This window comes from Pseudomonas sp. ANT_H4, from assembly GCF_008369295.1.
In the GTDB taxonomy this organism is placed as follows: domain Bacteria; phylum Pseudomonadota; class Gammaproteobacteria; order Pseudomonadales; family Pseudomonadaceae; genus Aquipseudomonas.
In genome coordinates, this window is sequence record NZ_VOBG01000012.1 from 40,532 (window position 1) to 61,714 (window position 21,183).

Genomic DNA, 21,183 nt, shown 5'->3' on the forward strand with positions numbered 1-21,183 from the left:
ATAGAACGCTAAGGGTCATTTTTGCTGTCTAGTGCTGAAAAGGTAACGGATTTAAGGTGTGTCCATGAACTGCTTTCACCCATTTGGAGACACACCATGAAAAATATCATCGGTATCTACACCAGCCCGCGAGGCCATTGGGTGGGCGACGGCTTTCCGGTTCGCACCCTGTTTTCCTACGACACCATGGGCAAGCACATCAGCCCGTTCCTGTTGCTGGACCACGCCGGTCCTGCCGACTTCACCCCCACCGAACAACGTCGTGGCGTAGGCCAGCACCCTCATCGCGGCTTTGAAACCGTGACCATCGTCTACAAGGGCGAAGTCGAGCACCGGGACTCCACCGGCGCCGGTGGCAAAATCGGCCCGGGCGATGTGCAATGGATGACGGCCGCCAAGGGGATTCTCCACGAGGAGTTCCATTCCGAGGCCTTCGCCCGCAGTGGCGGCGCGCTGGAGATGGTCCAGTTGTGGGTCAACCTGCCGGCCAAGGACAAAATGGCCGACGCCGGTTACCAGACCATCCTCGACGGCGATATCCCGTCGCTGCCTCTGGCCGATGGTGCCGGCAGCCTGCGCTTGATTGCCGGCGAATTTGCCGGAGCCCAAGGCCCGGCGCGCACCTTCACGCCGATTGACGTGTGGGATGTGCGACTCAACGCCGGCAAGGTCGTGACCCTGGACCTGCACGCCGGACGCAACACGGCCCTGGTAGTGCTCAAGGGCACGGTGCAGGTCAACGGTTCGGAACTGGTGCGCGAAGGGCAATTGGCGCTGTTTGAACGCGATGGCGATCAGATCAGCCTGGAGTCCAACAACGACGCCATGGTCCTGCTGCTCAGCGGCGAGCCCATCGACGAGCCTATCGTCGGCCACGGTCCGTTCGTAATGAACACCGAGCAGGAAATCCACCAGGCCTTCGCCGACTTCCAGTCCGGCCAGTTCGGCCAGATGCACGGATAAGCGTTCGCCGGGGCCATAGATGGCCTTTACTCCTTAATCTTGCGTGCGCCGACCTTTTGGTGGGCGGCACCCGATTCACCCACGCCGAACCGACTCGGCATAACCACTGAAACGAGGACTACCCCATGACTACAGCCTACAAACGTCTCGACAAGGACAACGCCGCCGTTCTGCTGGTTGATCATCAGGCTGGCCTGCTGTCCCTGGTACGTGACATCGAACCGGACAAGTTCAAGAACAACGTGCTGGCCCTGGCCGACCTGGCCAAGTACTTCAACTTGCCGACCATCCTCACCACCAGCTTCGAAACCGGCCCCAACGGCCCGCTGGTGCCGGAACTCAAGGCGCTGTTCCCGGATGCGCCGTACATCGCCCGCCCAGGCCAGATCAATGCCTGGGACAACGAAGACTTCGTCAAGGCGATCAAGGCCACCGGCAAGAAACAGCTGATCATTGCGGGCGTGGTGACGGAAGTGTGCGTGGCATTCCCGGCGCTGTCGGCCCTGGCGGAAGGTTTTGAGGTGTTTGTGGTGACGGATGCGTCCGGCACCTTCAACGAAATCACCCGTCATTCGGCCTGGGACCGCATGTCGGCCAACGGTGCGCAACTGATGACCTGGTTCGGCCTGGCCTGTGAACTGCATCGCGACTGGCGCAACGATGTGGAAGGTTTGGGGGCTTTGTTCGCCAACCACATCCCGGACTATCGCAACCTGTTTACCAGCTACAACGCCTTGACTGGCGCCAAATAAAACAACACTGCCGTCTCAGCCAGCTCCCACACTGTTTTGCGCGATGGCGGGTATTTGCATTCTGGCCCTATACCCGCCATCCGCTTTTCATGCGATCTTCACCCCATTCGCCCTGGAGTCGCCTGGATGCTCTTATTTATCTCCGATCACCCGATGCTCTGCGCCGTGGCGTTGATCCTCATCGACATCGCCGTCTGGCGCCTTTTCTCCGTCAACCCCGGAAACTGGAAGTTGGTGGCACGGCTGGTGATCTTTGCCGTATTCAGCGCCGTGTTGTTCAACGACGGCATGAACCCGATGCTGGTCGCGCCCTATGCCGACAACACGCCCTTGCACTTGGCCGCCACGGCCTTGCAGATCGGCTGGTGGTTGTTTGCCGCGCGCACTCTCACGGTGTTGCTCGGTGCGCTGATGATGCAACGGGTCGGCCACACCGGGCGGTTGTTGCAGGACCTGATGGGCGCGGTGATTTTCCTGATCGCCATCATCGCCGCCATGGCCTACGTGCTCGACCTGCCGGTCAAGGGTGTGCTGGCCACCTCCGGCGCCGTGGCGATCATCGTCGGCCTGGCCTTGCAAAGTACCTTGAGCGACGTGTTTTCCGGGATTGTGCTCAATACCACCAAGCCTTATCAGCTTGATGACTGGATCTCCATCGACGGCACCGAAGGCCGCGTCACCGATATCGACTGGCGCGCCACGCGCCTGCAAACCTCCCAGGGCAGCATGGCAGTGATTCCCAACTCGCTGGCGGCCAAGGCCAAGATCATCAATTTCTCGCGCCCAGCGGACATGTTCGGTTTGGCGGTGAGCCTGCAAGTCAGCCCCCATGCGCGACCACAAACCGTCCTTGATGCCCTGGAGCGGGCGATGCAAGGCTGCCGGCCGCTGCTGGCCAAACCTGCGCCCAGCGTTGCCTTCAAGACCTCCGCCAGCGGTGGCGTGGAGTATGAAATCAGCGGTTTCGTGCCCGCCATGACCCTCAAGCGCGAGGTGCGCAACCAGCTCTACGACCTGGCTTATCGGCACTTGCAGGCGGCGGGGGTGAGCTTGCTGTCATCCGCCGAAAGCGCCACGCCTGCTCCCACTTCCCGAGCACGGGCGCTGCTGGAAAGCTCGAATATTTTCTCCACCCTGCGTCAGGAAGAGAAAGAAACCTTCAGCCAGAACATGACCCTGCAAACCTTCCGCGCCGGCGACATGATCCTGCCTGAAGGCGAGATCAGCGATCACCTGTTCATCATCGAATCCGGGGTGATTTCGGTGATCCTGAGCAAGGCCGGGCACAAGTTTGAAGCGGGTCGCATGGGGCCGGGCGAAGTGATTGGGGAGGGCGGGATACTGTCGGACCAGGCCATGCAGGCGGACTTCACCGCCAAGACCTACTGCACCCTGTACCGTATTGAAAAGGAATACCTCAAGCCGTGCCTGGACGCGCGCCACGACATCAGCGAGGCGATGAAAAACCTGTTGGATTTCCGCTTGCACGCAGCGCAGAACCTGACTCAGGAAAGCCCTGTGGTGCCGGTGAAAAAGGGCTTTATGCAGTGGTTGCGCAGCCGCACCTGACTCTGATTTGCGTAGCAGCCTGGGCTTGCATTGGCTACCTGTTCTTCGTCCGAATTGGCTATTTGTCCACGCCTGTGAGGTGACTAAGCTGGTCACCAATCCCCACTGTCCTGGAGCATCACCATGCAAGCTCGTACCGATTTCTACACCGCTTCCCCCGACGCGATGAAGGCCATGCTCGCCCTCGAAGCCGCGGTCGGCAAACTCTCTCTGGAACTGCCGCTACTGGAACTGGTACGCCTGCGCGTCTCGCAGATCAATGGCTGTGCCTTCTGCCTGGACATGCACACCGCCGATGCCCGCAAGGGCGGCGAGACCGAACGCCGTCTGTACACCGTCTCGGCTTGGCGCGAAACGCCATTCTTCACCCCTCGCGAGCGTGCGGCCCTAGCCTGGGCCGAAAGCCTGACCCTGATCAGCCAGACTCATGCTTCGGATGAAGATTACGCGTTGCTCAGCACCGAATTCAGCCCGCAAGAGCAAGTCGACCTGAGCGTGGCCATTGCCACCATCAACAGCTGGAATCGCTTGGCAGTGGGCTTTCGCAAGATGCCTAAATAGTTAGAAGTTAACCGACGCACTCAAGCGCGCCGTCAACGGTGCGCCCTGGAACAGGTAGTCATCGCCCATGTACTCGCCCGCGTCGCGCCAGTAGCGCTTGTCGAACAGGTTGTCGACGCTCAGGCGGAACACCGTTTCATAGCCGTCGATGCGCGTGCTGTAGCGGCTGCCGATATTGACCACTGCATAATCCCCCACCTCGACTTGCCCGGTGCGATTGGCGTACTTGCTGGCGCTGTATTGCACGCCACCGAGCACGGCCAGGCCATCGACCCAGGGCAGGGCGTAGTCGGCGTAGAGGCTGGCCCGCAGCTTGGGCACGTTGATCGCCTGATGGTCTTCGTACTCTGGCGTGCCACTGCCGCTGACGCGGGCGCGAATCGCCGCCACGCTGGCGGCAATCTGCAAGCGCGATGTGGCCCAGCCGTTGGCGGACAATTCCAGGCCGGTATTTTTCTGTTCGCCCTGTTGGACGTAGGTGTAGTCGCCGGCTGCATCCGGCTTGGCGTATTGGTAGGCCTGGCGGGTCTGGAAAACGGCGGCGGCGAAGCTGATGCGGCGCCAGTCGTATTTGACGCCGGCTTCGATTTGCCGGGAGACGGTTGGGGCGAGGGTTTCGAAACTGTTGAGGGCAAACCACGGTGCTTCGCCACCCAGGGACAGGCCCTTGCTGTAGCTGGTGTACAGTGACAGGTTTTCTATCGGCTTGTAGATCAGCGCCGCCTGAGGCAGGAATACATATTGCTGGGTATGGCGGGACTCGTTGCCATCCTTGTCGTAGGCCTGTTCGTCGAGGCGTACTTCGCGGCCACCCAGTACGGTCTGCCATTGCTCGTTGAAGCTGATGCGGTCGGTGACGAACAGACCGTACTGGCGGCTGTCGAGGCGGCGGTGGCTGTCGTTCAGTGGGCCGTCGTAAGCCGGGAAGTTTTCTGGGTCATGATCGATATTACCCGTGCCGAGCACTGTGCCGTCAGGCAGCATATTTCTCATGAAATTGATCGGTTCACGCTTGTCTACAACCCGCCGAAACGCGCTGGTCCCAAACGTCAGCTCATGCCCCAGGCCACCGGTGTTGAACAACCCGGTCATTGCCGCCTGGATTTCATCATTGCGCCGGGTGTCATCGGGGCTGCGGAAGTCGTAGATGTCGTAGTTGCCTTCGGGGCTGAAGTAGTTCGGTACCTTGGCCGCCGAGCAGCTGGTCGAACCGTAGCAACCCCAGGCAAACGAACTGTAATCATCAATCACCACCTTGCTGCGGGCCGCGCTGACACTGCCTTTCCACTGATCGCTGAAGCGGTACTCGAACTTGCCATTGAGGTTCAGCGAATCGATGCCCACCTGCTTGGCGCCGCTCTGATGGCCCAGCAGCTTTTTCGGCGAAGTGTCGTGGGGCACTTCGGTACCGCCAAGCAACTGATACCCCGGCACCGAACGCTGCTCCTTGTTTTGATACTCGGCGTCCAGTTGCAGCACCGCGTCGGGGCTGATGTTCCAGTCAAACGCCAGGGACAGGAAATCCCGCTGACCATTGGCGTGTTCGACATAGGAGTTGAGGTCTTCATGGGCGACGTTGGCTCGCAGGCCGAACTGCTGCTCGCTGCCAAACCAGCCACCGACATCAGTAGCGATATAGCCGCTGCCACGATCATCGGTGGACACCGTCACCGAACGCACATCTTCCGGGCGCTTGGTCACGTAGTTGATCACGCCGCTGGGCTCGGAAATCCCGCTTTGCAGGCCCGACAAACCCTTGAGTAATTCCACCCGCTGCTTGTTTTCCAGGGCGACGTTCTGCTCGCCGGTGATGGTGCGGCCATTGATTTTGTAGCTGCTGGCGGCGTTCAGGGGAAAACCGCGCACCACGAAATTTTCGTAATAGCCGATGGGCGCATAGCTTTCACCGACCGAGGCATCGTTGCGCAGCACTTCGCTGAGCAAGCGCGCCTGCTGATCCTTGATCAAGGATTCGTTGAACACCGCGATCGAGGAGGGCGTGTCCAGCAACGGCGCTTCGTCGAAACCGCCCACCGAGGCGGTGTCGTTCTGGTAGCCGAACGTGTCCTGCCCCTGGATTTTTACCGCTGGCAGCTCTATTTCAGCGGCCAGGCTGCTGCTTATGCCGCCGCTGAGCAGCAGGCCAAGGGTGAGCACATCAAGGGCAAAACGCGAGGTAACGGCAGGACGAAAACGCAAAACCATGGGGGAAGGCCTGAGAGCGCAGAGCGAAGGGCGCTTAAACTAGGCATAACGACGCTGGTTTACAAGTTTTCGAGAGTTCCTGCTTTCGAAGCTGTTTAGATACTGATACTGCGATGGCATCACCTCGGTACATCTGTTGATGATGGTGTTTCTCCGAAATTGATCGTTCCCATGCAGAGGGTGGGAACGATCTTCTGCGCACTGGATAGCATGTCACCGAAGTTTCTGGTGGCGCTTCAGGGTCTCGCTCGGCAACTCCTGGAACAACGCCCGATAGCTATTGGAAAACCGCCCCAAATGCCAAAACGACTATTTCATTGCCACCTCGGTCACGGTCGTCTCTACTGACGGCGGATTCAATAGTTCCCGCCGTGCACTGTTCAACCGACGCAGCCTCAACCATTGCGCCGGGCTTATTCCGGTGTAGGACTTGAAGCCGTTTTGCAACTGGCGCAACGGCACCCCGGCAATGCGCGCCAGCTCCATCAGGTTGACGGTTTCATCAGGCACATCCGCCGCCCATTCACCGATCCGCGCCATGATGATTCGCTCTTCGGTACGGCGCTGAAACGAACCCTTGTCCAGGCATACGCAAGCGTTATCGAGAATGAACAGGCAATCGTCCAGCAACTGCTGAGTCAGGGCGTCGCAGTTGGGCGCATCGATTACTTGTGACAAGCGAGTAAGCGTTGTGCTGAGCCAGCGACTGAACAGGGCGTTTTGCAGCGAATTAAGCGGGGCCATGAACAGCCCTTCCAGTTTCGCAACGTCCAGGGCATGCCTCTGGACAAACTGCGGGCCAAATACCACCGCCACTTCACGGTAGTTCTCTGGCGTGATCCAGATGTTGCGGCTTTCGCCATTGAGCATATACAGCGCGTTGTCGCTGCCATCGAAGCAGAACGCCAACGAACCCGGCGGCGCGTTGAAACTCTGCTCCACCCGCGTGTTCATCCGCTCTTCGTACACATGGACCCCTTGCAGGTCCAGATAGCGAATATGCCCGGCAAAATGCCCCGGGGACATCTGCTGATACTGCTGCACCCAGCCGGGTGTCGCACTGCATTGAGCGGCCACATCACCGGTGGTGAAGGCCTGTACGCGCAAAGCTGTTGCCTGTGTCATGGGTAACCTGGGCGCACTCTATTGGTGCGTTATGGTTGGCGAAAAGTGGATAGATGCCGTCGAGCTGCGGGCTCAAGATAGACCTCAACGCGCTGCGGGGGAAGTGGGCCATTGGAGCCTGCTCGAACTGCCGGCGCTTTTCAAACCTATACCGAGGTCTTTATGCACACCCCCTTCGATCAGCTGTCCGACTGGTTGAAAGAACACAAAATTACCAAAGTCGAATGCGTGATCAGTGACCTTACTGGCATCGCACGCGGCAAGTTTGCACCCACCAACAAGTTCCTGCATGAGCGAGGCATGCGCCTGTCGGAAAGTGTCTTGTTGCAAACGGTCACCGGGGACTTTGTCGACGACGACATCTACTACGACCTGCTGGACCCGGCCGGTATCGACATGATCTGCCGCCCGGTATCCAACGCCACCTACGCCGTGCCGTGGGCCATTGAGCCCACTGCCATCGTCATTCACGACACCTTCGACAAGCACGGCAACCCCATTGAACTGTCGCCGCGCAACGTGCTGAAAAAGGTCTTGCAGCTCTACACTGACCGGGGCTGGCAGCCGATTGTCGCACCGGAAATGGAGTTCTACCTGACCCAGCGCTGCGAAGACCCGGACCTGCCGCTGAAAACCCCGCTAGGCCGCTCAGGTCGCGCGGAAAGCGGCCGCCAGTCGTTTTCCATCGACGCCGCCAACGAATTCGATCCGCTGTTCGAAGACGTCTACGACTGGTGCGAAGCCCAGGGCCTGGACATCGACACGCTGATCCACGAAGACGGCCCGGCGCAGATGGAAATCAACTTCCGCCACGGCGACGCCCTCGACCTGGCAGACCAGATCACCGTGTTCAAGCGCACCCTGCGCGAAGCGGCGCTCAAGCACAACGTCACCGCGACCTTCATGGCCAAGCCGGTGGCGGACGAGCCCGGCAGCGCCATGCACCTTCACCAGAGCGTGGTGGATATCGCCACCGGCAAGCCGGTGTTTGTCGACGATGACGGCAAGATGAGCCAGTTGTTTTTGCACTACATCGGCGGCTTACAGACGTACATCCCCAAGCTGCTGCCGATGTTTGCGCCGAATGTGAACTCGTTCCGCCGCTTCCTGCCGGAGACGTCGGCGCCGGTCAACGTCGAGTGGGGCGAAGAAAACCGCACCGTCGGCCTGCGCGTCCCCACTTCCAGCCCCGACGCCATGCGCGTGGAAAACCGCCTGCCGGGAGCCGACGCCAACCCGTACCTGGCCATCGCCGCGAGCCTGTTGTGCGGCTACCTGGGGATGATCGAAAAGATCGAGCCGAGCCCCCCAGTGCAAGGCCGAGCCTACGAGCGGCGCAGTATGCGCCTGCCGATCACCCTCGAAGACGCCCTGACAAAGATGGAAGAGTGCGAAACCATCAAGCAGTACCTGGGCGACAAGTTTGTCCGTGGCTACGTCGCGGTCAAGCGTGCCGAGCACGAGAATTTCAAGCGGGTGATCAGTTCCTGGGAGCGCGAGTTTTTGTTGCTGAGCGTCTAACGCCCCAAACACGCCTCGACAGCTTGTCGTCGTGGGTGGGCGATTACATAACAATAAAATCATGCAAAGGGGTCTCGATATGCGTCGTGTGAAAAAGCTTCTTCCACTGGCCTTGGCGGTGTTGTTCAGCGCTACGAGCCAGGCCGCGCCAACGGTCAGCGTCTACAACTGGACCGACTACATCGGCGAGACCACCCTGGTCGACTTCCAGGCCAAGACCTCGATCAAGGTGATCTACGACGTGTTCGACTCCAATGAAACCCTGGAGGGGAAACTGCTGGCTGGCCGCACCGGCTATGACGTGGTGGTGCCATCCAACCACTTTTTGGCGCGCCAGGTACAAGCAGGGGCGTTTCTGAAACTGGATCGCTCGCAGTTGCCCAACTACAAGAATCTGGACCCAAAACTGCTCACGCTGCTGGAGAAAAACGACTCGGGCAACGCGCATTCGGTGCCGTATCTGTGGGGCACAAACGGCATTGGCTATAACGTCGACAAGGTCAAGCAGGTGCTGGGCATCGACCATATCGATTCCTGGGCGGCGTTGTTTGAACCCGAGAACCTGCAGAAACTCACCCAGTGCGGTGTGGCTGTACTGGACTCGGCGGATGAAGTGTTCCCAGCGATCCTCAACTACATGGGCATGGACCCGCTCAGTGAGAATCCTGAAGACTACAAAAAGGCCGAAGCCAAGCTGTTGACCCTGCGGCCGTACATCACCTATTTCCATTCATCCAAGTACATTTCCGACCTGGCCAACGGTGATATCTGCGTGGCCTTCGGTTACTCCGGTGATGTGTTTCAGGCCGCCAACCGCGCCAAGGAAGCCAATAACGGCGTCAACATTGCCTATTCGATTCCCAAGGAAGGCAGCAACCTGTGGTTCGACCTGCTGGCTATCCCGGCGGACGCCGCCAACCCGAAAGAAGCCCATGCCTTTATCAATTACCTGCTGGACCCGCAGGTGATTGCGAAGGTCAGCGCCTCCGTCGGCTATGCCAACCCGAACCCGGCAGCCAAGGCCTATATGGACCCGCAATTGGTGAACAATCCTGAGGTGTACCCGCCCCAGGAAGTGCTCGACAAACTCTACATATCGACCACCCCAAGCCCGGCGATCATGCGTGTGATGACCCGCGGCTGGAGCAAAGTGAAGTCCAATCAATGAATCTCTCGTCTTCAGACCACGCCCGGTCCTACTACCTTGCTTCGGCCAACGCCATGCCCCGGCGTCCATCACTGGACGCTGACCTGAGCGCCGATGTCTGCGTGATCGGCGGTGGTTTTACCGGGATCAACACCGCCATTGAGTTGGCTCAGCGCGGACTTTCGGTGATCCTGCTGGAAGCCCGGCGCATTGGCTGGGGCGCCAGCGGGCGCAACGGCGGGCAGTTGATACGCGGAATCGGCCATGACGTCTCCGGTTTTGCCCGCTATGTGGGCGAGGAAGGCGTGCGTTACCTGCAACAGGCGGGAATCGATTCGGTGGCGCTGGTGGGCGAGCGCATCCGCGAACACGCCATAGACTGCGACTTGCGCTGGGGCTTTTGCGAACTGGCCAACACACCCGCGCAGTTCTCGGCGTTTCAGGGTGAGCTGGAGAGTTTGGCAACCTTGGGTTATGCCCATGAAACCCGGCGGGTGGGACCGCAGGATATACAGCAGGTGGTGGGTTCGGGTTTGTATGCCGGTGGCCTGGTGGATATGGGCTCAGGACACCTGCATCCGCTGAACCTGGTTGTGGGGGAGGCCCGCGTCGCTGCATCCCTTGGTGTGCGAATCTTCGAAAACACCCCAGTGCTGGAATTGATCCATGGCGATACGGTGCAGGTGCGTTGTGAGTTTGGCACCGTGCGCGCGGGCAGCCTGGTGCTGGCGTGCAATGCGCATCTGGAAGACCTGGAGCCGCGCTTGAGTGGCAAGGTGCTTCCCGCTGGCAGCTATATCATCGCTACCGAACCGTTATCGATTGAAGTAGCTAGCCAGTTGATCCCGCAGAACCTGGCGTTGTGTGACCAGAAGGTCGGGCTCGATTACTACCGGCTTTCGGCAGATCGCCGTTTGTTGTTTGGTGGTGCCTGCCATTACTCCGGTCGTGACCCGGCAGATATCGTCGCTTACATGCGGCCGAAGATGCTCAAGGTCTTCCCGCAACTGGCCAGCACCGCCATTGAATTCCAGTGGGGCGGCAAGATCGGCATCACCGCCAATCGGTTTCCCCAGGTGGGGCGGCTCAACCAATACCCCAATGTGTTCTACGCCCAGGGCTATAGCGGCCATGGCCTTAACGTTACTCATTGGTGCGCGCGGTTGTTGGCCGAAGGTATTCACGCCGGGCACAGCCAGGGCCTGGATATTTTCAGCCGGGTGCCACACATGACCTTCCCCGGCGGCAAGGCGTTGCGCTCGCCACTGCTGGCGCTGGGGATGTTGTGGTATCGGCTGCGGGAGATGTTGCGTTGATCGTCGAGCCCGAGTGCGGATAAAGCGCAGCGCGATTGGATCCATTTACGGTATAACCCCTCGGTCGCTTTGTTCTCCCGAGGCCCCGCATTTCATGCAAAACCCTTTGCAACGCCCGCTGTGGCAGGTCTACCTGATCTTTCTGGCACCGATGGTGCTGTCCAATTTCCTGCAGAGTTTTTCCGGCACCCTCAACGGCATTTATGTCGGGCAAATGCTCGGCACCCAGGCGTTGGCGGCGGTATCGGGGATGTTTCCCATCGTGTTCTTTTTTATCGCCCTGGTGATTGGCCTGGGGGCGGGCGCCTCGGTGCTGATCGGCCAGGCCTGGGGGGCGCAGGAGACGGGCCTGGTGAAGTCGATCACCGGTGCCACCTTGACGCTGGGTGCGTTGATCGGTGTGATCGCTGCGGTGTTGGGCAGCCTGTTCGCCCGCCCGGCGATGCAGGCTCTGGGCACGCCGGTGGATGTGCTGGACGACGCGGTCGGTTATGCGCAGATGATGATGTTGATCATGCCGCTGCTGTTGGTGTTTATCCTCTACACCCAGTTGCTGCGGGGGGTGAGCGACACGGTGTCGCCGTTGTTGGCATTGGTGGTGTCGACACTGGTGGGCCTGCTGCTGACCCCAGCGCTGATTCGCGGCTGGATCGGCTTGCCGCCCATGGGTATTCAGAGCGCGGTGTGGGCCGGGCTGGTAGGCAACGCCTTGGCCATGTTGTTTCTGGTGCTGCGCCTGCGCCACAAAAAGCACGTTATGGCACCAGATCGCGAACTGCTCAAGGCTTTGCGCCTGGACCGGGCGATCCTCGGCAAAGTCTTGCGCATCGGCTTGCCCACTGGCTTGCAGATGGTAGTGCTGTCGCTGTCGGAGCTGGTAATCCTGGCGCTGGTCAACAGCCATGGTTCCCAGGCGACGGCGGCTTATGGCGCGGTGACGCAGATCGTCAACTATGTGCAGTTTCCGGCGCTGTCGATTGCCATCACGGCCTCGATCCTCGGCGCCCAGGCCATTGGTGCGGGACGCCTAGAACGCATCGGGCCGATCTTGCGCACGGGGCTTTTGATCAACACTTGCCTGACCGGTGGCTTGATTGTGCTGGGCTATATGTTGTCCCACTGGTTGCTGGGACTGTTCATCACCGACAACGAAGCGCGGATCAAGGCCGAGCACCTGCTGCACATCATGCTCTGGAGCATCCTGGTGTTCGGCTTCCAGGCGGTGGTGGGGGGGATCATGCGCGCCAGTGGGGTGGTGTTGATGCCGGTGGCGATTTCGATTTTCTGCGTGCTGGGGGTGGAGTTGCCGGTGGCGTATCTGCTCAATGCGCGGTTTGGGCTGGAAGGGGTGTGGATGGCATTTCCGGTGACGTACTTGACGATGTTGGCGTTGCAGACGGCGTATTACCGGTTGGTTTGGCGGCATAAGCAGATTAAACGGTTGGTTTGAATGGTCTGGGCGATGGGAAGCAATTGCTCCGCTTAATAGGAAGCATTACTATTCACGTCCCGCCTACCCAGTGCATCCCGATGACTCCTCAGCCGCCCCGCAGAACAGGTTTTTTCGAGCACTACGAAGAGTTGATCGGGACCTGGACGCGCCGCCTGAGAAACCGTCAGCAGGCCGAGGACCTGGCCCACGATACCTTCGTGCGGGTGCTTGAATCAAAATCGACCCAGGTCGAGCAGCCTCGCGCCTATCTGCATCAGACCGCGCGCAATATCGCCGTCGATGCCTATCGTCGCGAAGACCGGCGGGAGGCGATGGCGTTGCAAGCCTTTGATCAGAGTTCGCCACCCAGCGGCGACCCGGAGCACTTCATGCACGCGATCCAGTTGGCGGCCTCCATCGAGCGGGCCTTGGCCGAGTTGCCGCTCAATTGCCGCAAGATTTTTATCTGGCAAAAGATCGAAGGACTGACCCAGCAGGAAATCGCCGAGCGCCTGGGGCTTTCTAAAAACATGGTGGAAAAGTATATGATCCGCACCCTGCGGCATCTGCGCGAGCGCCTGGACGCGATAGCCCCATGACCCATGCCCGTTTTGAAACAGGACCTTCCATGATGGATACCCGTGAGTGTGCCGGCGGCAGCGCGACGGCCCGAGACGAGGCCGCGCAATGGTTCGTGCGTCTGCAGGACAGCCCGTTGAGCACCGAGGAGCGTAGCCGTTTCGACGCCTGGCGTGAGGAGAGTCCTGAGCATCAGTACGAATTTGACGTGTTGCAAGGGCTGTGGAGCGTCACTGATTTGTTGCCCAAGGATCGGTTACAGGCGTTGTGCGATACGCCACCGGCACGTACCAAGCGCCCCCCGCTGCTGCGTTATGCGGTGGCGGCCAGTGTGTTGGCGCTCGCCGTTGGCCTTGGGCTGTTTAGCGGCTTGAATCATCCGCAGGCTTATGAGGCCCAATTCAGTACAACCCTGGGTGAGCGCCGTCAGGTCGCGTTGCCGGACGGTTCGCTGATGGACTTGAACAGTCGCAGCGTGGTGATCGTGCATTACGAAAAGGGCCAGCGCGGCATTGAGCTCAAGCAGGGCGAAGCGATGTTCAGTGTCGAGCACGACAGCAGTCGGCCGTTTGTGGTCAAGGCCGGAGCAGGGCAGGTGACGGTCACCGGTACCCGTTTTGACGTGCGCCGAGATGAGGATCAGACCCGCGTGGTGGTCGAGGCCGGTACGGTCAAGGTGCAGGGCCGATCCCCGGAGCATCTCGTCACGCTGACGGCAGGCCGGGGCACGGTGATTGATGGCCAGGGGCTGGTGGCGACGGCTTACGCCGTCAATCCAGAAGAACTCACAGCCTGGCGCACCGGCAAGCTGGTGTTCAACAACGCGACCCTCGATGAAGTGGCCCGGGAAGTTTCCCGCTACCGCGAGCAACCGCTACGGGTCAGCACGGCGGCGAGCACTCTGCGCCTGACCAGCGTGTTCAAATCCAATGACACCGACGCGTTGCTCAAGGCCTTGCCGCACATATTGCCGGTGGCCCTGCGCACACTTCCCGACGGCAGCCAGGAAATAATTTCACGCTAGATTCAGGTTTTTTCCGAGTTCTTCGTCTTCTTGTCCAACTGCAACTGGTTTTCATTAACGGGCGCACTCTCTTGCGATCACAGGACTAGGTTCGACGTGAAAAAACTCGCCGTGAAAAACAATAAATTATCCCGTTGGGTTCCACTGGCCCTGGCTCTTGCGGTCAGTGCCGCGATCCCGGCGGCCTACGCTGACGACGCCATTCATATCCAGGCTCAACCCTTGAGTTCGGCGCTGAGCCAGCTGGGGCAGCAAACTTCCCTGCAAGTGTTTTTCAGCCCAGACATGGTGGCCGGCAAGCAAGCGCCTGCGGTGGACGGCAACCTGTCGCCAGAACAAGCCTTGCGCCAATTGCTGCAAGGCAGCGGCCTGGACTACCAGATTGATTCTGGGTCGGTGACGCTGCGCCCGTTGTCCAGTGGCACCGGTGAAGCCGGTTCGCCCCTGGAGCTGGGTGCCACCGACATCAAGGTGGTCGGCGACTGGCTGGGCGATGCCAATGCCGAAGTGGTGCAAAACCACCCCGGCGCGCGAACGGTGATTCGCCGCGAAGCCATGGTGGAGCAGGGCGCGATGAACGTCGGTGACGTGCTGCGGCGCGTGCCGGGTGTGCAGGTGCAGGAGTCCAACGGTACCGGTGGCAGCGATATTTCCCTCAACGTCGGAGTGCGCGGCCTGACGTCGCGCCTGTCGCCACGTTCCACGGTGCTGATCGACGGCGTACCGGCGGCCTTTGCCCCGTATGGTCAGCCTCAGCTGTCGATGGCGCCGATTTCCGCCGGCAACCTGGACAGCATCGACGTGGTGCGCGGCGCCGGTTCCGTACGTTATGGGCCACAGAACGTCGGCGGCGTGATCAACTTCGTGACCCGCGCGATCCCCGAGAAGTTCTCCGGTGAAGTCGGCACCACCCTGCAAACCTCCGCTCACGGCGGCTGGAAGCATGTGGAAAATGCCTTTATCGGTGGCACGGCCGACAACGGCATCGGTGCGGCGCTGCTGTATTCCGGAGTCAACGGCAACGGTTATCGCAACAGCAACAACGCCAACGACATCGACGATGTGATCTTCAAGACCCACTGGGCGCCGACCGATCAAGACGACTTCTCGCTGAATTTCCACTACTACGATGCCAGTGCCGACATGCCCGGCGGCCTGACCCAGAAGCAGTTCGACGCCAACCCGTATCAATCGGTGCGTGACTGGGACAACTTCAGTGGCCGGCGCAAGGATGTGTCCTTCAAATACATCCGGCAGATCGACGACCGCACCCAGGCCGAAGTGCTGACCTATTACTCGGACAGTTTCCGTGGCAGCAACATCGCCAACCGCGACCTGAAAGCCCTCAGTTCCTACCCACGCACCTACTACACCTTCGGCATCGAGCCACGGGTGTCCCATGTCTTTGATCTGGGCCCGACTACCCAGGAAGCCAGCATCGGTTATCGCTACTTGAAAGAAGGCATGCACGAGCAGGCCACCAGCCTGGCGCTGGTCAACAACCAGCCCACGCCGGTCGGCCAGAATGACGGCCATGTTTACCAGGACCGCACCGGTGGCACCGAGGCCAACTCATTTTATATCGATGACAAGATCGACGTGGGCAAGTGGACCATCACGCCGGGCATTCGCTTCGAAAGTATTCGCACCGAATGGCATGACCGCCCGGTGGTGGCGTTGAACGGCACCACGGTCCAGGAGAAACGTCGCCAGATCAAAAACAATGAGCCGCTGCCGGCACTGAGCGTGATGTACCACCTCTCCGATGCCTGGAAACTGTTCGCCAACTACGAAACGTCTTTTGGCAGCCTGCAATACTTTCAGCTCGGCCAGGGCGGTAACGGCGACCAGACCGCCAACGGCCTGCAACCGGAAAAAGCCAAGACCTACGAGATCGGTACGCGCTACAACGACAACGTCTGGGGCGGCGAAGTGACGCTGTTCTACATCGACTTCTCCGATGAGCTGCAATACGTCAGCAACGACGTGGGCTGGACCAACCTCGGCGCCACCAAGCACACCGGTATCGAGGCCTCGGCCCATTACGACCTGGCGAACCTGGACCCGCGCCTGGAAGGCCTGACCGCCAATGCCGGCGTCACCTACACCAAGGCCACCTCCGAGGGCGACGTGCCGTTCAAGGGCCGTGACCTGCCGCTGTACTCCCGAGAAGTGGCGACCCTGGGGCTGCGTTACGACGTCAACCACTGGACCCACAACCTCGACGTCTACGCCCAGTCCGGCCAGCGTGCGCCGGGTACTACCAGCACCTACGTCACCCAGCCCACCGCTGACGGTCAGTACGGTGATATCCCAGGCTACGTGTCGGTCAACGTGCGCAGCGGTTACGACTTCGGTGCGCAACTGTCGAACCTGAAACTGGGCGTCGGTGTGAAAAACGTCTTCGACCAGCAGCACTACACCCGTTCCAGTGATAACAATGCCGGGATTTACCTGGGCGAACCGCGCACGTTCTTTGTGCAGGCCAGCGTAGGTTTCTAAGTACCCGCTCAAGCAGACTCTTACAGAATGCGCAATGCAAGTCTGTGGGAGTCTATTTAGCTTGATAGAGGACGTTGGGCCTTTCCAATCGGTTCCATACTCGACATTGAGTCGGCGTGATGACTACGTGATTCAAGTGGGTAGGACTATTCCTGCCAATGAGTATTGGCTGATTATTATCTGACGGCGCAATAAGTACTGTTAACAGGTTAATGTCGGATTTTTCCCTCAGCCAATAACGCATAAAAATCATATCGAGGAACCAACTCTGCTGGCTTGCCACATAACGTGTACTTGCTGGCGCCCGGACGTCGGCAGGTGGTGTGCTTTCACAAACTGAGCAGAGGGTTTCACATGACATACGCACAAACTGAGTTTCGCAGTAGTAACGGAGTGACTGTGTCTATTTCTGCAGGTCAAAAGCCTGATCCTCAACAGGCGACGTCCGGCATGCAAAGCACCTGTTGCCCGCGACAGCATTCAGGGTATCAATCGACACAGGCTCCGTTTGTATTCAACGGAGGGGGGGCGCCGCAAGGGCTTCAATTCTTTGAATCGCAACGCCAGAACCAGGTTTTTGGCTCCCCGAACATGAGGAACTTTACACGTTCGAACTCATTCCAGGCACCGGGCAATAACGCGGCGCCCTCTTATGGCCAGGTACAGGCTTCCTATATGAACCCGATCCAGCGGTTCTATATGAATATGATGAATTTTTTCATGCAAGTGATGGGTCAACCTCCTGTGGGTGGGGGCGGCCCAGGTTGGGGTGGCGGCATACCCGGCCAGCCGGGGAATGGCTGTGGGCCCGGAGTTTTCCCGCAGCCTTTGCCGGATCCGGGGTATTGCCCGCCGCCATCCTACGGGCAACCTCCCAGGAATGAGTTTTCCCGGCAGTCTGATGCGAGTCTTGCCCAAGCACTGCAAAACAGCTTTGGCACGTTCGAAGATCCAAAGGAGCGTGGATATATCTCTGAAAAATCACTCAAGGCGATTGCTGATCGTCCATATCCTTCCGGTAACTTCTCGCAGGATCGTGACACTCTGCTGGCTCAAGAGTACTTGATGCGTCCCAATCTTCTCGGGCTTTCAGATAAACACTCTGAAACCGGAAATTATGACGGGCTTATTGATCGAAAAAATCTACAGATTGCAGTAGAAAAGTCCAAGGGTAATAGCAACCCTTATTACGGTGATGGAGTAACAGCGTCGTCTTTGCCAGGCTAGAGTTCGATAGTTTTCTGGCCACACTATTCATAGATATTGAAGTCGTAATAACCTGCCTTGAGCCGCTGATAACGGCATCTGGATAAACTTGAGGTGTCTTGTCAGCTTTGCTCAATGTGCAGGAACCATTTTCGCTGGTTTGCCACACAGGGCATGCCGGCGGGCTCTTGAGTGGTTGGGCTTTTACACCCTGGACTAGGTTTTGACCATGAATTCAACCTCGCTTGAATCCCACAGTTTCCTTCGCAATGATCCTTGTAATCGGCCGTCCATCGCTGTTTCAGAACAGATGCCTACAGGTTACCAGAGTGGGCTTTTACAAGGTGTCAGCAACGCTGCGCTTCTCATCATGAGTGTTGGCGCGGTGCTACCAGTAACTGCTGCGCAGCACGGTCCCAACTGCTCTTCATCGCCGCCCGGGTCGGTTGCGCGTCAACGCGTCTTTCAGGCGCCTACTGCCGAAGATTTTAATAGAGGCACCTTGCCCAGCGAATCGCACACGCTTCAGGACGTGAAACCGTCTTCGCCAATATGGGCAGCCATGTCCTTCTGCATGAGTCACCTATGGGCCAGGCTGTTTGGCTCGGCCAGCCCGCAGTAGGCTGGCCCGATTCCTGGTTGGCAGAGCCGACAGTTAAAAATAATCAAACTTTCCTGGCACCTGGCAACGTTATCAAGGGTTTTTCCCGGAACCATTACGGCTGTAGCACCACACAGGTTTTGCTTGTCCCGCATTAATAGACGGCCTGTTCTCGGATATTACGGTTGTCAGGGCCAAGGCATCACAATTCAAATATGTGGAGTGAATCATGACTATCAACGGTATCAATCCCGGCGGCACACTAACTCTCGTACCGCCGCATATTAAGGCAATACTTGGTTCGGAGCAGCGCGCAGCCCCCGTGGCATCCGGTGGTACGGGTTACACTCGTCCGGGAATGGATGTCCGAGCGCTTGGTGCACCTGGTCAGGTCACTGCTTATGCCGGCCCTTTGCAGTTTCCAGGCATGCCTGCCCCCCAGACCCGGCACGTGGACTTTCAGAACATCCATGGCGGGATGCAGACTTCTGGAAATCCCTACGTCAGCTCGTCGGACAGCCTGTTGGCGACCGCATTCAAGAACAACTTTTCAGAGCTGGATAAATTTAAAAAAGATGGCAAATTGACCCAGTCCTCCCTGCAGAAAATCGCTGCTGAAAAAATGGGCGAGAGTGAAGGGCGGGACCGCAATATCATGCTGGCCAAGGCGATCCTCAATCGTCCGCGCTTGAACGAAGCGATCATCGGCAATGCTGGAAAAATCACCGAAAAAAGCCTTGCCGAGGCGGCTGACAGCCTGGTGGGCAACACCGACCCTAATACGCAGAGCGCTGATCCGTTTCATTCAATGAGCAACGCCCAACTCGTCAAGACGTTTAGAGGCGTATTTGATGATTTGAGGGACAAATCAGAAGACCGGTCATTCTTTTTCGAAAAACACCGTTACGTGAATAAAGACAAGCTCATCGAGATGGGCAAGGACCCTGACGAAGTCGACAAGAGCGCGAATGTGGTCCTCGATCCAGCGAATGGGTTGCCCAAGAAAAAATACAGCGAACAACAGGTTTACATGGCAAAGAACCTGATTGAACGTCCTGGCTTGCTGGCCTCGTTGGACAGCACCAAAGCCAACGGTACCAATATTTTTGGTAGCCACAATGACGATGGCTGGCTAAAGAACTACAGCATTGATCGCTGGCTGAAGAACGACAAGAAAGAAAAGGGCATGTAACACATCCTCTCATCGGTGCTTGAGACGCCTCGAAGCATCTCAAGCGCTGAGCTTATACCCGCAGAATTTTCCCGCTGACTGCCACACCGACCAACAACAGCGCAATCAACAGAAACGCCGTGCTCAAGCTACTGCCATGAGCGACAAACCCGATCAATGCCGGCCCAGCGAGAATGCCCGCGTAACCCAGCGTGGTGATGGCCGGCACGGCGATATGTTCAGGCATGACATTCTGCTTGCCGACGGCGGTGTACAACACCGGCACGATATTGGAGGCTCCTGCCCCTACCAGCGCATAACCGAGCAATGCCATTGCCCAGTCGGAGGAAAAGGTGGCAAGAAGCATGCCGAGCGCCGCAAGAGCCCCGCCAAGAATGATGACCTTGGTGGCGCCCAGACGACGGACGATGGCATCTCCCATCAGGCGCCCCGCAGTCATGGTCAAAGCGAATGCGGCATAACCGAGCCCCGCATAAGCCTCGTCCAGACCGCGTTCGGCGCTGAGGAATACCGCGCTCCAATCCAGCACGGCGCCTTCGGCGAGAAACACGATAAAACACAGGCAACCGATAAATAGCACTACGCCATGGGGAATGGCAAAGGCCGGCCCCGAGCTTTCACTGCCGTAGGGCAACAAGTGTGGCGCCGCCTTGAGCAGCGCTACCACCATGATCACGATGACCACCAGGATTGCCTGCAGCGGTGATAAGCCCAATCCCAGCAATCCGCTCACACCCGCTGCACCGACAATACCGCCCAGGCTGAACAGCCCGTGGAAGCCTGACATCATGGTTTTGCCACTGGCCCGCTCGACGATCACAGCTTGCAGGTTGACCGTGGAATCCACGGTGCCAAGGCCGGCGCCAAACAGAAACAGCGAAGCCATCAGCAGTGGGATCGAACTGACTGTGGCCAGCAGTGGCAGGGCCAGGCAGATCAAAATCGTCCCGCCAATCAACACTCGCCGGCAACCGAACCGTGACGCCAGGGCACCTGCGGCCGGCATGGCGATGATTGAGCCTACCCCCAGACACAGGAGTAATAAACCGAGGGTGCCTTCATCGAGCTGGGCGCGGGCCTTGGCGTAAGGCACCAGCGGCGCCCAGGCGGCAATGCTGAATCCTGCGATGAAAAAGGCGATGCGGGTCGACATTTGTTCCAACCGCCCGGGGAGCACGGGTGCTGGGGTGCTGATGGCAGTCATGAAAATCCTTGGCTTTGCGTTCAACGACGATGTGCAGCACAACATCCTTGCATATCAGGCCGTATCGAGCGAGCAGGGTTCCCCTGGTTTGCCGGGGCAGGGGGCACTGGATCTTTATTTTTATAAGGCTGGAACACTATTCAGCTTCCCAGCCACTTATGTATCACTGATCTGTATGGCACTTGCCCGCTTGTTGTATGAGGTCATCTGGAAGGTGCGTAATCCGTGTGGGAACTGGTGAACCCCGGGCTTCTTGCAGTGGATTACCACCTTCCAGATGAACC

16 protein-coding genes and 1 pseudogene are annotated in these 21,183 nt (G+C 58.8%); 14 read left to right on the forward strand and 3 right to left on the reverse strand.

From position 1 onward, the window contains the following. Positions 1–96 precede the first annotated feature (96 nt). The 4 genes from FQ182_RS16765 to FQ182_RS16780 all read left to right on the forward strand — a co-directional run bounded on the left by FQ182_RS16765 (position 97) and on the right by FQ182_RS16780 (position 3,845). A complete protein-coding gene (locus tag FQ182_RS16765) occupies positions 97–963 on the forward strand; it encodes a pirin family protein (protein WP_149413155.1) in 867 nt (288 codons plus the stop codon). A 125-nt stretch (positions 964–1,088) separates the two neighbouring features. Then, positions 1,089–1,715 (forward strand): isochorismate family cysteine hydrolase YcaC, encoded by a 627-nt coding sequence (ycaC, locus tag FQ182_RS16770; RefSeq protein WP_133100476.1) that lies wholly within the window; start codon positions 1,089–1,091, stop codon positions 1,713–1,715. A gap of 126 nt (positions 1,716–1,841) precedes the next feature. Then, complete coding sequence (locus FQ182_RS16775; RefSeq protein ID WP_149413154.1) at positions 1,842–3,284, forward strand: mechanosensitive ion channel family protein; 1,443 nt, start codon at positions 1,842–1,844, stop codon at positions 3,282–3,284. A gap of 123 nt (positions 3,285–3,407) precedes the next feature. Further along, positions 3,408–3,845, forward strand: coding sequence for a carboxymuconolactone decarboxylase family protein (locus tag FQ182_RS16780; protein ID WP_149413153.1), 438 nt, complete (start codon positions 3,408–3,410; stop codon positions 3,843–3,845). On the opposite strand, the gene FQ182_RS16785 is transcribed toward FQ182_RS16780, so the two are convergent. Then, on the reverse strand, positions 3,846–6,050 hold the full coding sequence (locus tag FQ182_RS16785; RefSeq protein WP_149413152.1) for a TonB-dependent siderophore receptor: 2,205 nt from the start codon (positions 6,048–6,050) through the stop codon (positions 3,846–3,848). 213 nt (positions 6,051–6,263) lie between these two features. Beyond that, positions 6,264–7,175, reverse strand: a pseudogene (locus FQ182_RS16790) (helix-turn-helix domain-containing protein). A 162-nt stretch (positions 7,176–7,337) separates the two neighbouring features. Here FQ182_RS16790 and FQ182_RS16795 point away from each other — a divergent pair. From FQ182_RS16795 to FQ182_RS16835, 9 genes are all read left to right on the forward strand, one after another. Beyond that, a complete protein-coding gene (locus FQ182_RS16795) occupies positions 7,338–8,696 on the forward strand; it encodes a glutamine synthetase family protein (protein ID WP_149413151.1) in 1,359 nt (452 codons plus the stop codon). A 79-nt stretch (positions 8,697–8,775) separates the two neighbouring features. Continuing rightward, entirely contained in the window at positions 8,776–9,864 is a 1,089-nt protein-coding gene (locus tag FQ182_RS16800) for a polyamine ABC transporter substrate-binding protein (RefSeq protein ID WP_149413150.1), read from the forward strand. Next, positions 9,861–11,159, forward strand: coding sequence for an FAD-binding oxidoreductase (locus FQ182_RS16805; RefSeq protein WP_149413149.1), 1,299 nt, complete (start codon positions 9,861–9,863; stop codon positions 11,157–11,159). The genes FQ182_RS16800 and FQ182_RS16805 overlap by 4 nt, the downstream gene beginning before the upstream one ends. A 94-nt stretch (positions 11,160–11,253) precedes the next feature. Continuing rightward, positions 11,254–12,609, forward strand: coding sequence for an MATE family efflux transporter (locus tag FQ182_RS16810; RefSeq protein WP_149413148.1), 1,356 nt, complete (start codon positions 11,254–11,256; stop codon positions 12,607–12,609). Positions 12,610–12,689: 80 nt separating this feature from the next. Next, positions 12,690–13,190 (forward strand): sigma-70 family RNA polymerase sigma factor, encoded by a 501-nt coding sequence (locus FQ182_RS16815; RefSeq protein WP_149413147.1) that lies wholly within the window; start codon positions 12,690–12,692, stop codon positions 13,188–13,190. Positions 13,191–13,222: 32 nt separating this feature from the next. Beyond that, positions 13,223–14,194, forward strand: a complete 972-nt coding sequence (locus tag FQ182_RS16820; protein ID WP_149413187.1) for a FecR family protein — start codon at positions 13,223–13,225, stop codon at positions 14,192–14,194. A gap of 96 nt (positions 14,195–14,290) precedes the next feature. Then, positions 14,291–16,696 (forward strand): TonB-dependent receptor, encoded by a 2,406-nt coding sequence (locus tag FQ182_RS16825; protein WP_149413146.1) that lies wholly within the window; start codon positions 14,291–14,293, stop codon positions 16,694–16,696. A gap of 399 nt (positions 16,697–17,095) precedes the next feature. Next, a complete protein-coding gene (locus tag FQ182_RS16830) occupies positions 17,096–17,923 on the forward strand; it encodes a hypothetical protein (protein ID WP_149413145.1) in 828 nt (275 codons plus the stop codon). Positions 17,924–18,732: 809 nt separating this feature from the next. Further along, positions 18,733–19,695, forward strand: coding sequence for a hypothetical protein (locus FQ182_RS16835; protein WP_256666204.1), 963 nt, complete (start codon positions 18,733–18,735; stop codon positions 19,693–19,695). Positions 19,696–19,747: 52 nt separating this feature from the next. Here FQ182_RS16835 and FQ182_RS16840 read toward each other — a convergent pair whose 3' ends face one another. After that, positions 19,748–20,899, reverse strand: a complete 1,152-nt coding sequence (locus FQ182_RS16840; protein ID WP_149413144.1) for an MFS transporter — start codon at positions 20,897–20,899, stop codon at positions 19,748–19,750. Here FQ182_RS16840 and FQ182_RS16845 point away from each other — a divergent pair. Then, on the forward strand, positions 20,889–21,140 hold the full coding sequence (locus tag FQ182_RS16845; RefSeq protein ID WP_149413143.1) for a hypothetical protein: 252 nt from the start codon (positions 20,889–20,891) through the stop codon (positions 21,138–21,140). The genes FQ182_RS16840 and FQ182_RS16845 overlap by 11 nt on opposite strands. Positions 21,141–21,183: the final 43 nt, after the last annotated feature.

What these genes read in the sequence shown, in the direction of transcription:
- FQ182_RS16810 (WP_149413148.1), top strand. Translation starts at nt 11,254, where the DNA reads ATGCAAAACCCTTTGCAACGCCCGCTGTGGCAGGTCTACCTGATCTTT.
- FQ182_RS16820 (WP_149413187.1), top strand. Translation starts at nt 13,223, where the DNA reads ATGGATACCCGTGAGTGTGCCGGCGGCAGCGCGACGGCCCGAGACGAG.
- FQ182_RS16765 (WP_149413155.1), top strand. Translation starts at nt 97, where the DNA reads ATGAAAAATATCATCGGTATCTACACCAGCCCGCGAGGCCATTGGGTG.
- FQ182_RS16815 (WP_149413147.1), top strand. Translation starts at nt 12,690, where the DNA reads ATGACTCCTCAGCCGCCCCGCAGAACAGGTTTTTTCGAGCACTACGAA.
- FQ182_RS16805 (WP_149413149.1), top strand. Translation starts at nt 9,861, where the DNA reads ATGAATCTCTCGTCTTCAGACCACGCCCGGTCCTACTACCTTGCTTCG.
- FQ182_RS16785 (WP_149413152.1), bottom strand. Translation starts at nt 6,050, where the DNA reads ATGGTTTTGCGTTTTCGTCCTGCCGTTACCTCGCGTTTTGCCCTTGAT.
- FQ182_RS16800 (WP_149413150.1), top strand. Translation starts at nt 8,776, where the DNA reads ATGCGTCGTGTGAAAAAGCTTCTTCCACTGGCCTTGGCGGTGTTGTTC.
- FQ182_RS16780 (WP_149413153.1), top strand. Translation starts at nt 3,408, where the DNA reads ATGCAAGCTCGTACCGATTTCTACACCGCTTCCCCCGACGCGATGAAG.
- FQ182_RS16845 (WP_149413143.1), top strand. Translation starts at nt 20,889, where the DNA reads ATGGCAGTCATGAAAATCCTTGGCTTTGCGTTCAACGACGATGTGCAG.
- FQ182_RS16840 (WP_149413144.1), bottom strand. Translation starts at nt 20,899, where the DNA reads ATGACTGCCATCAGCACCCCAGCACCCGTGCTCCCCGGGCGGTTGGAA.
- FQ182_RS16775 (WP_149413154.1), top strand. Translation starts at nt 1,842, where the DNA reads ATGCTCTTATTTATCTCCGATCACCCGATGCTCTGCGCCGTGGCGTTG.
- FQ182_RS16795 (WP_149413151.1), top strand. Translation starts at nt 7,338, where the DNA reads ATGCACACCCCCTTCGATCAGCTGTCCGACTGGTTGAAAGAACACAAA.
- ycaC (WP_133100476.1), top strand. Translation starts at nt 1,089, where the DNA reads ATGACTACAGCCTACAAACGTCTCGACAAGGACAACGCCGCCGTTCTG.
- FQ182_RS16835 (WP_256666204.1), top strand. Translation starts at nt 18,733, where the DNA reads ATGACTATCAACGGTATCAATCCCGGCGGCACACTAACTCTCGTACCG.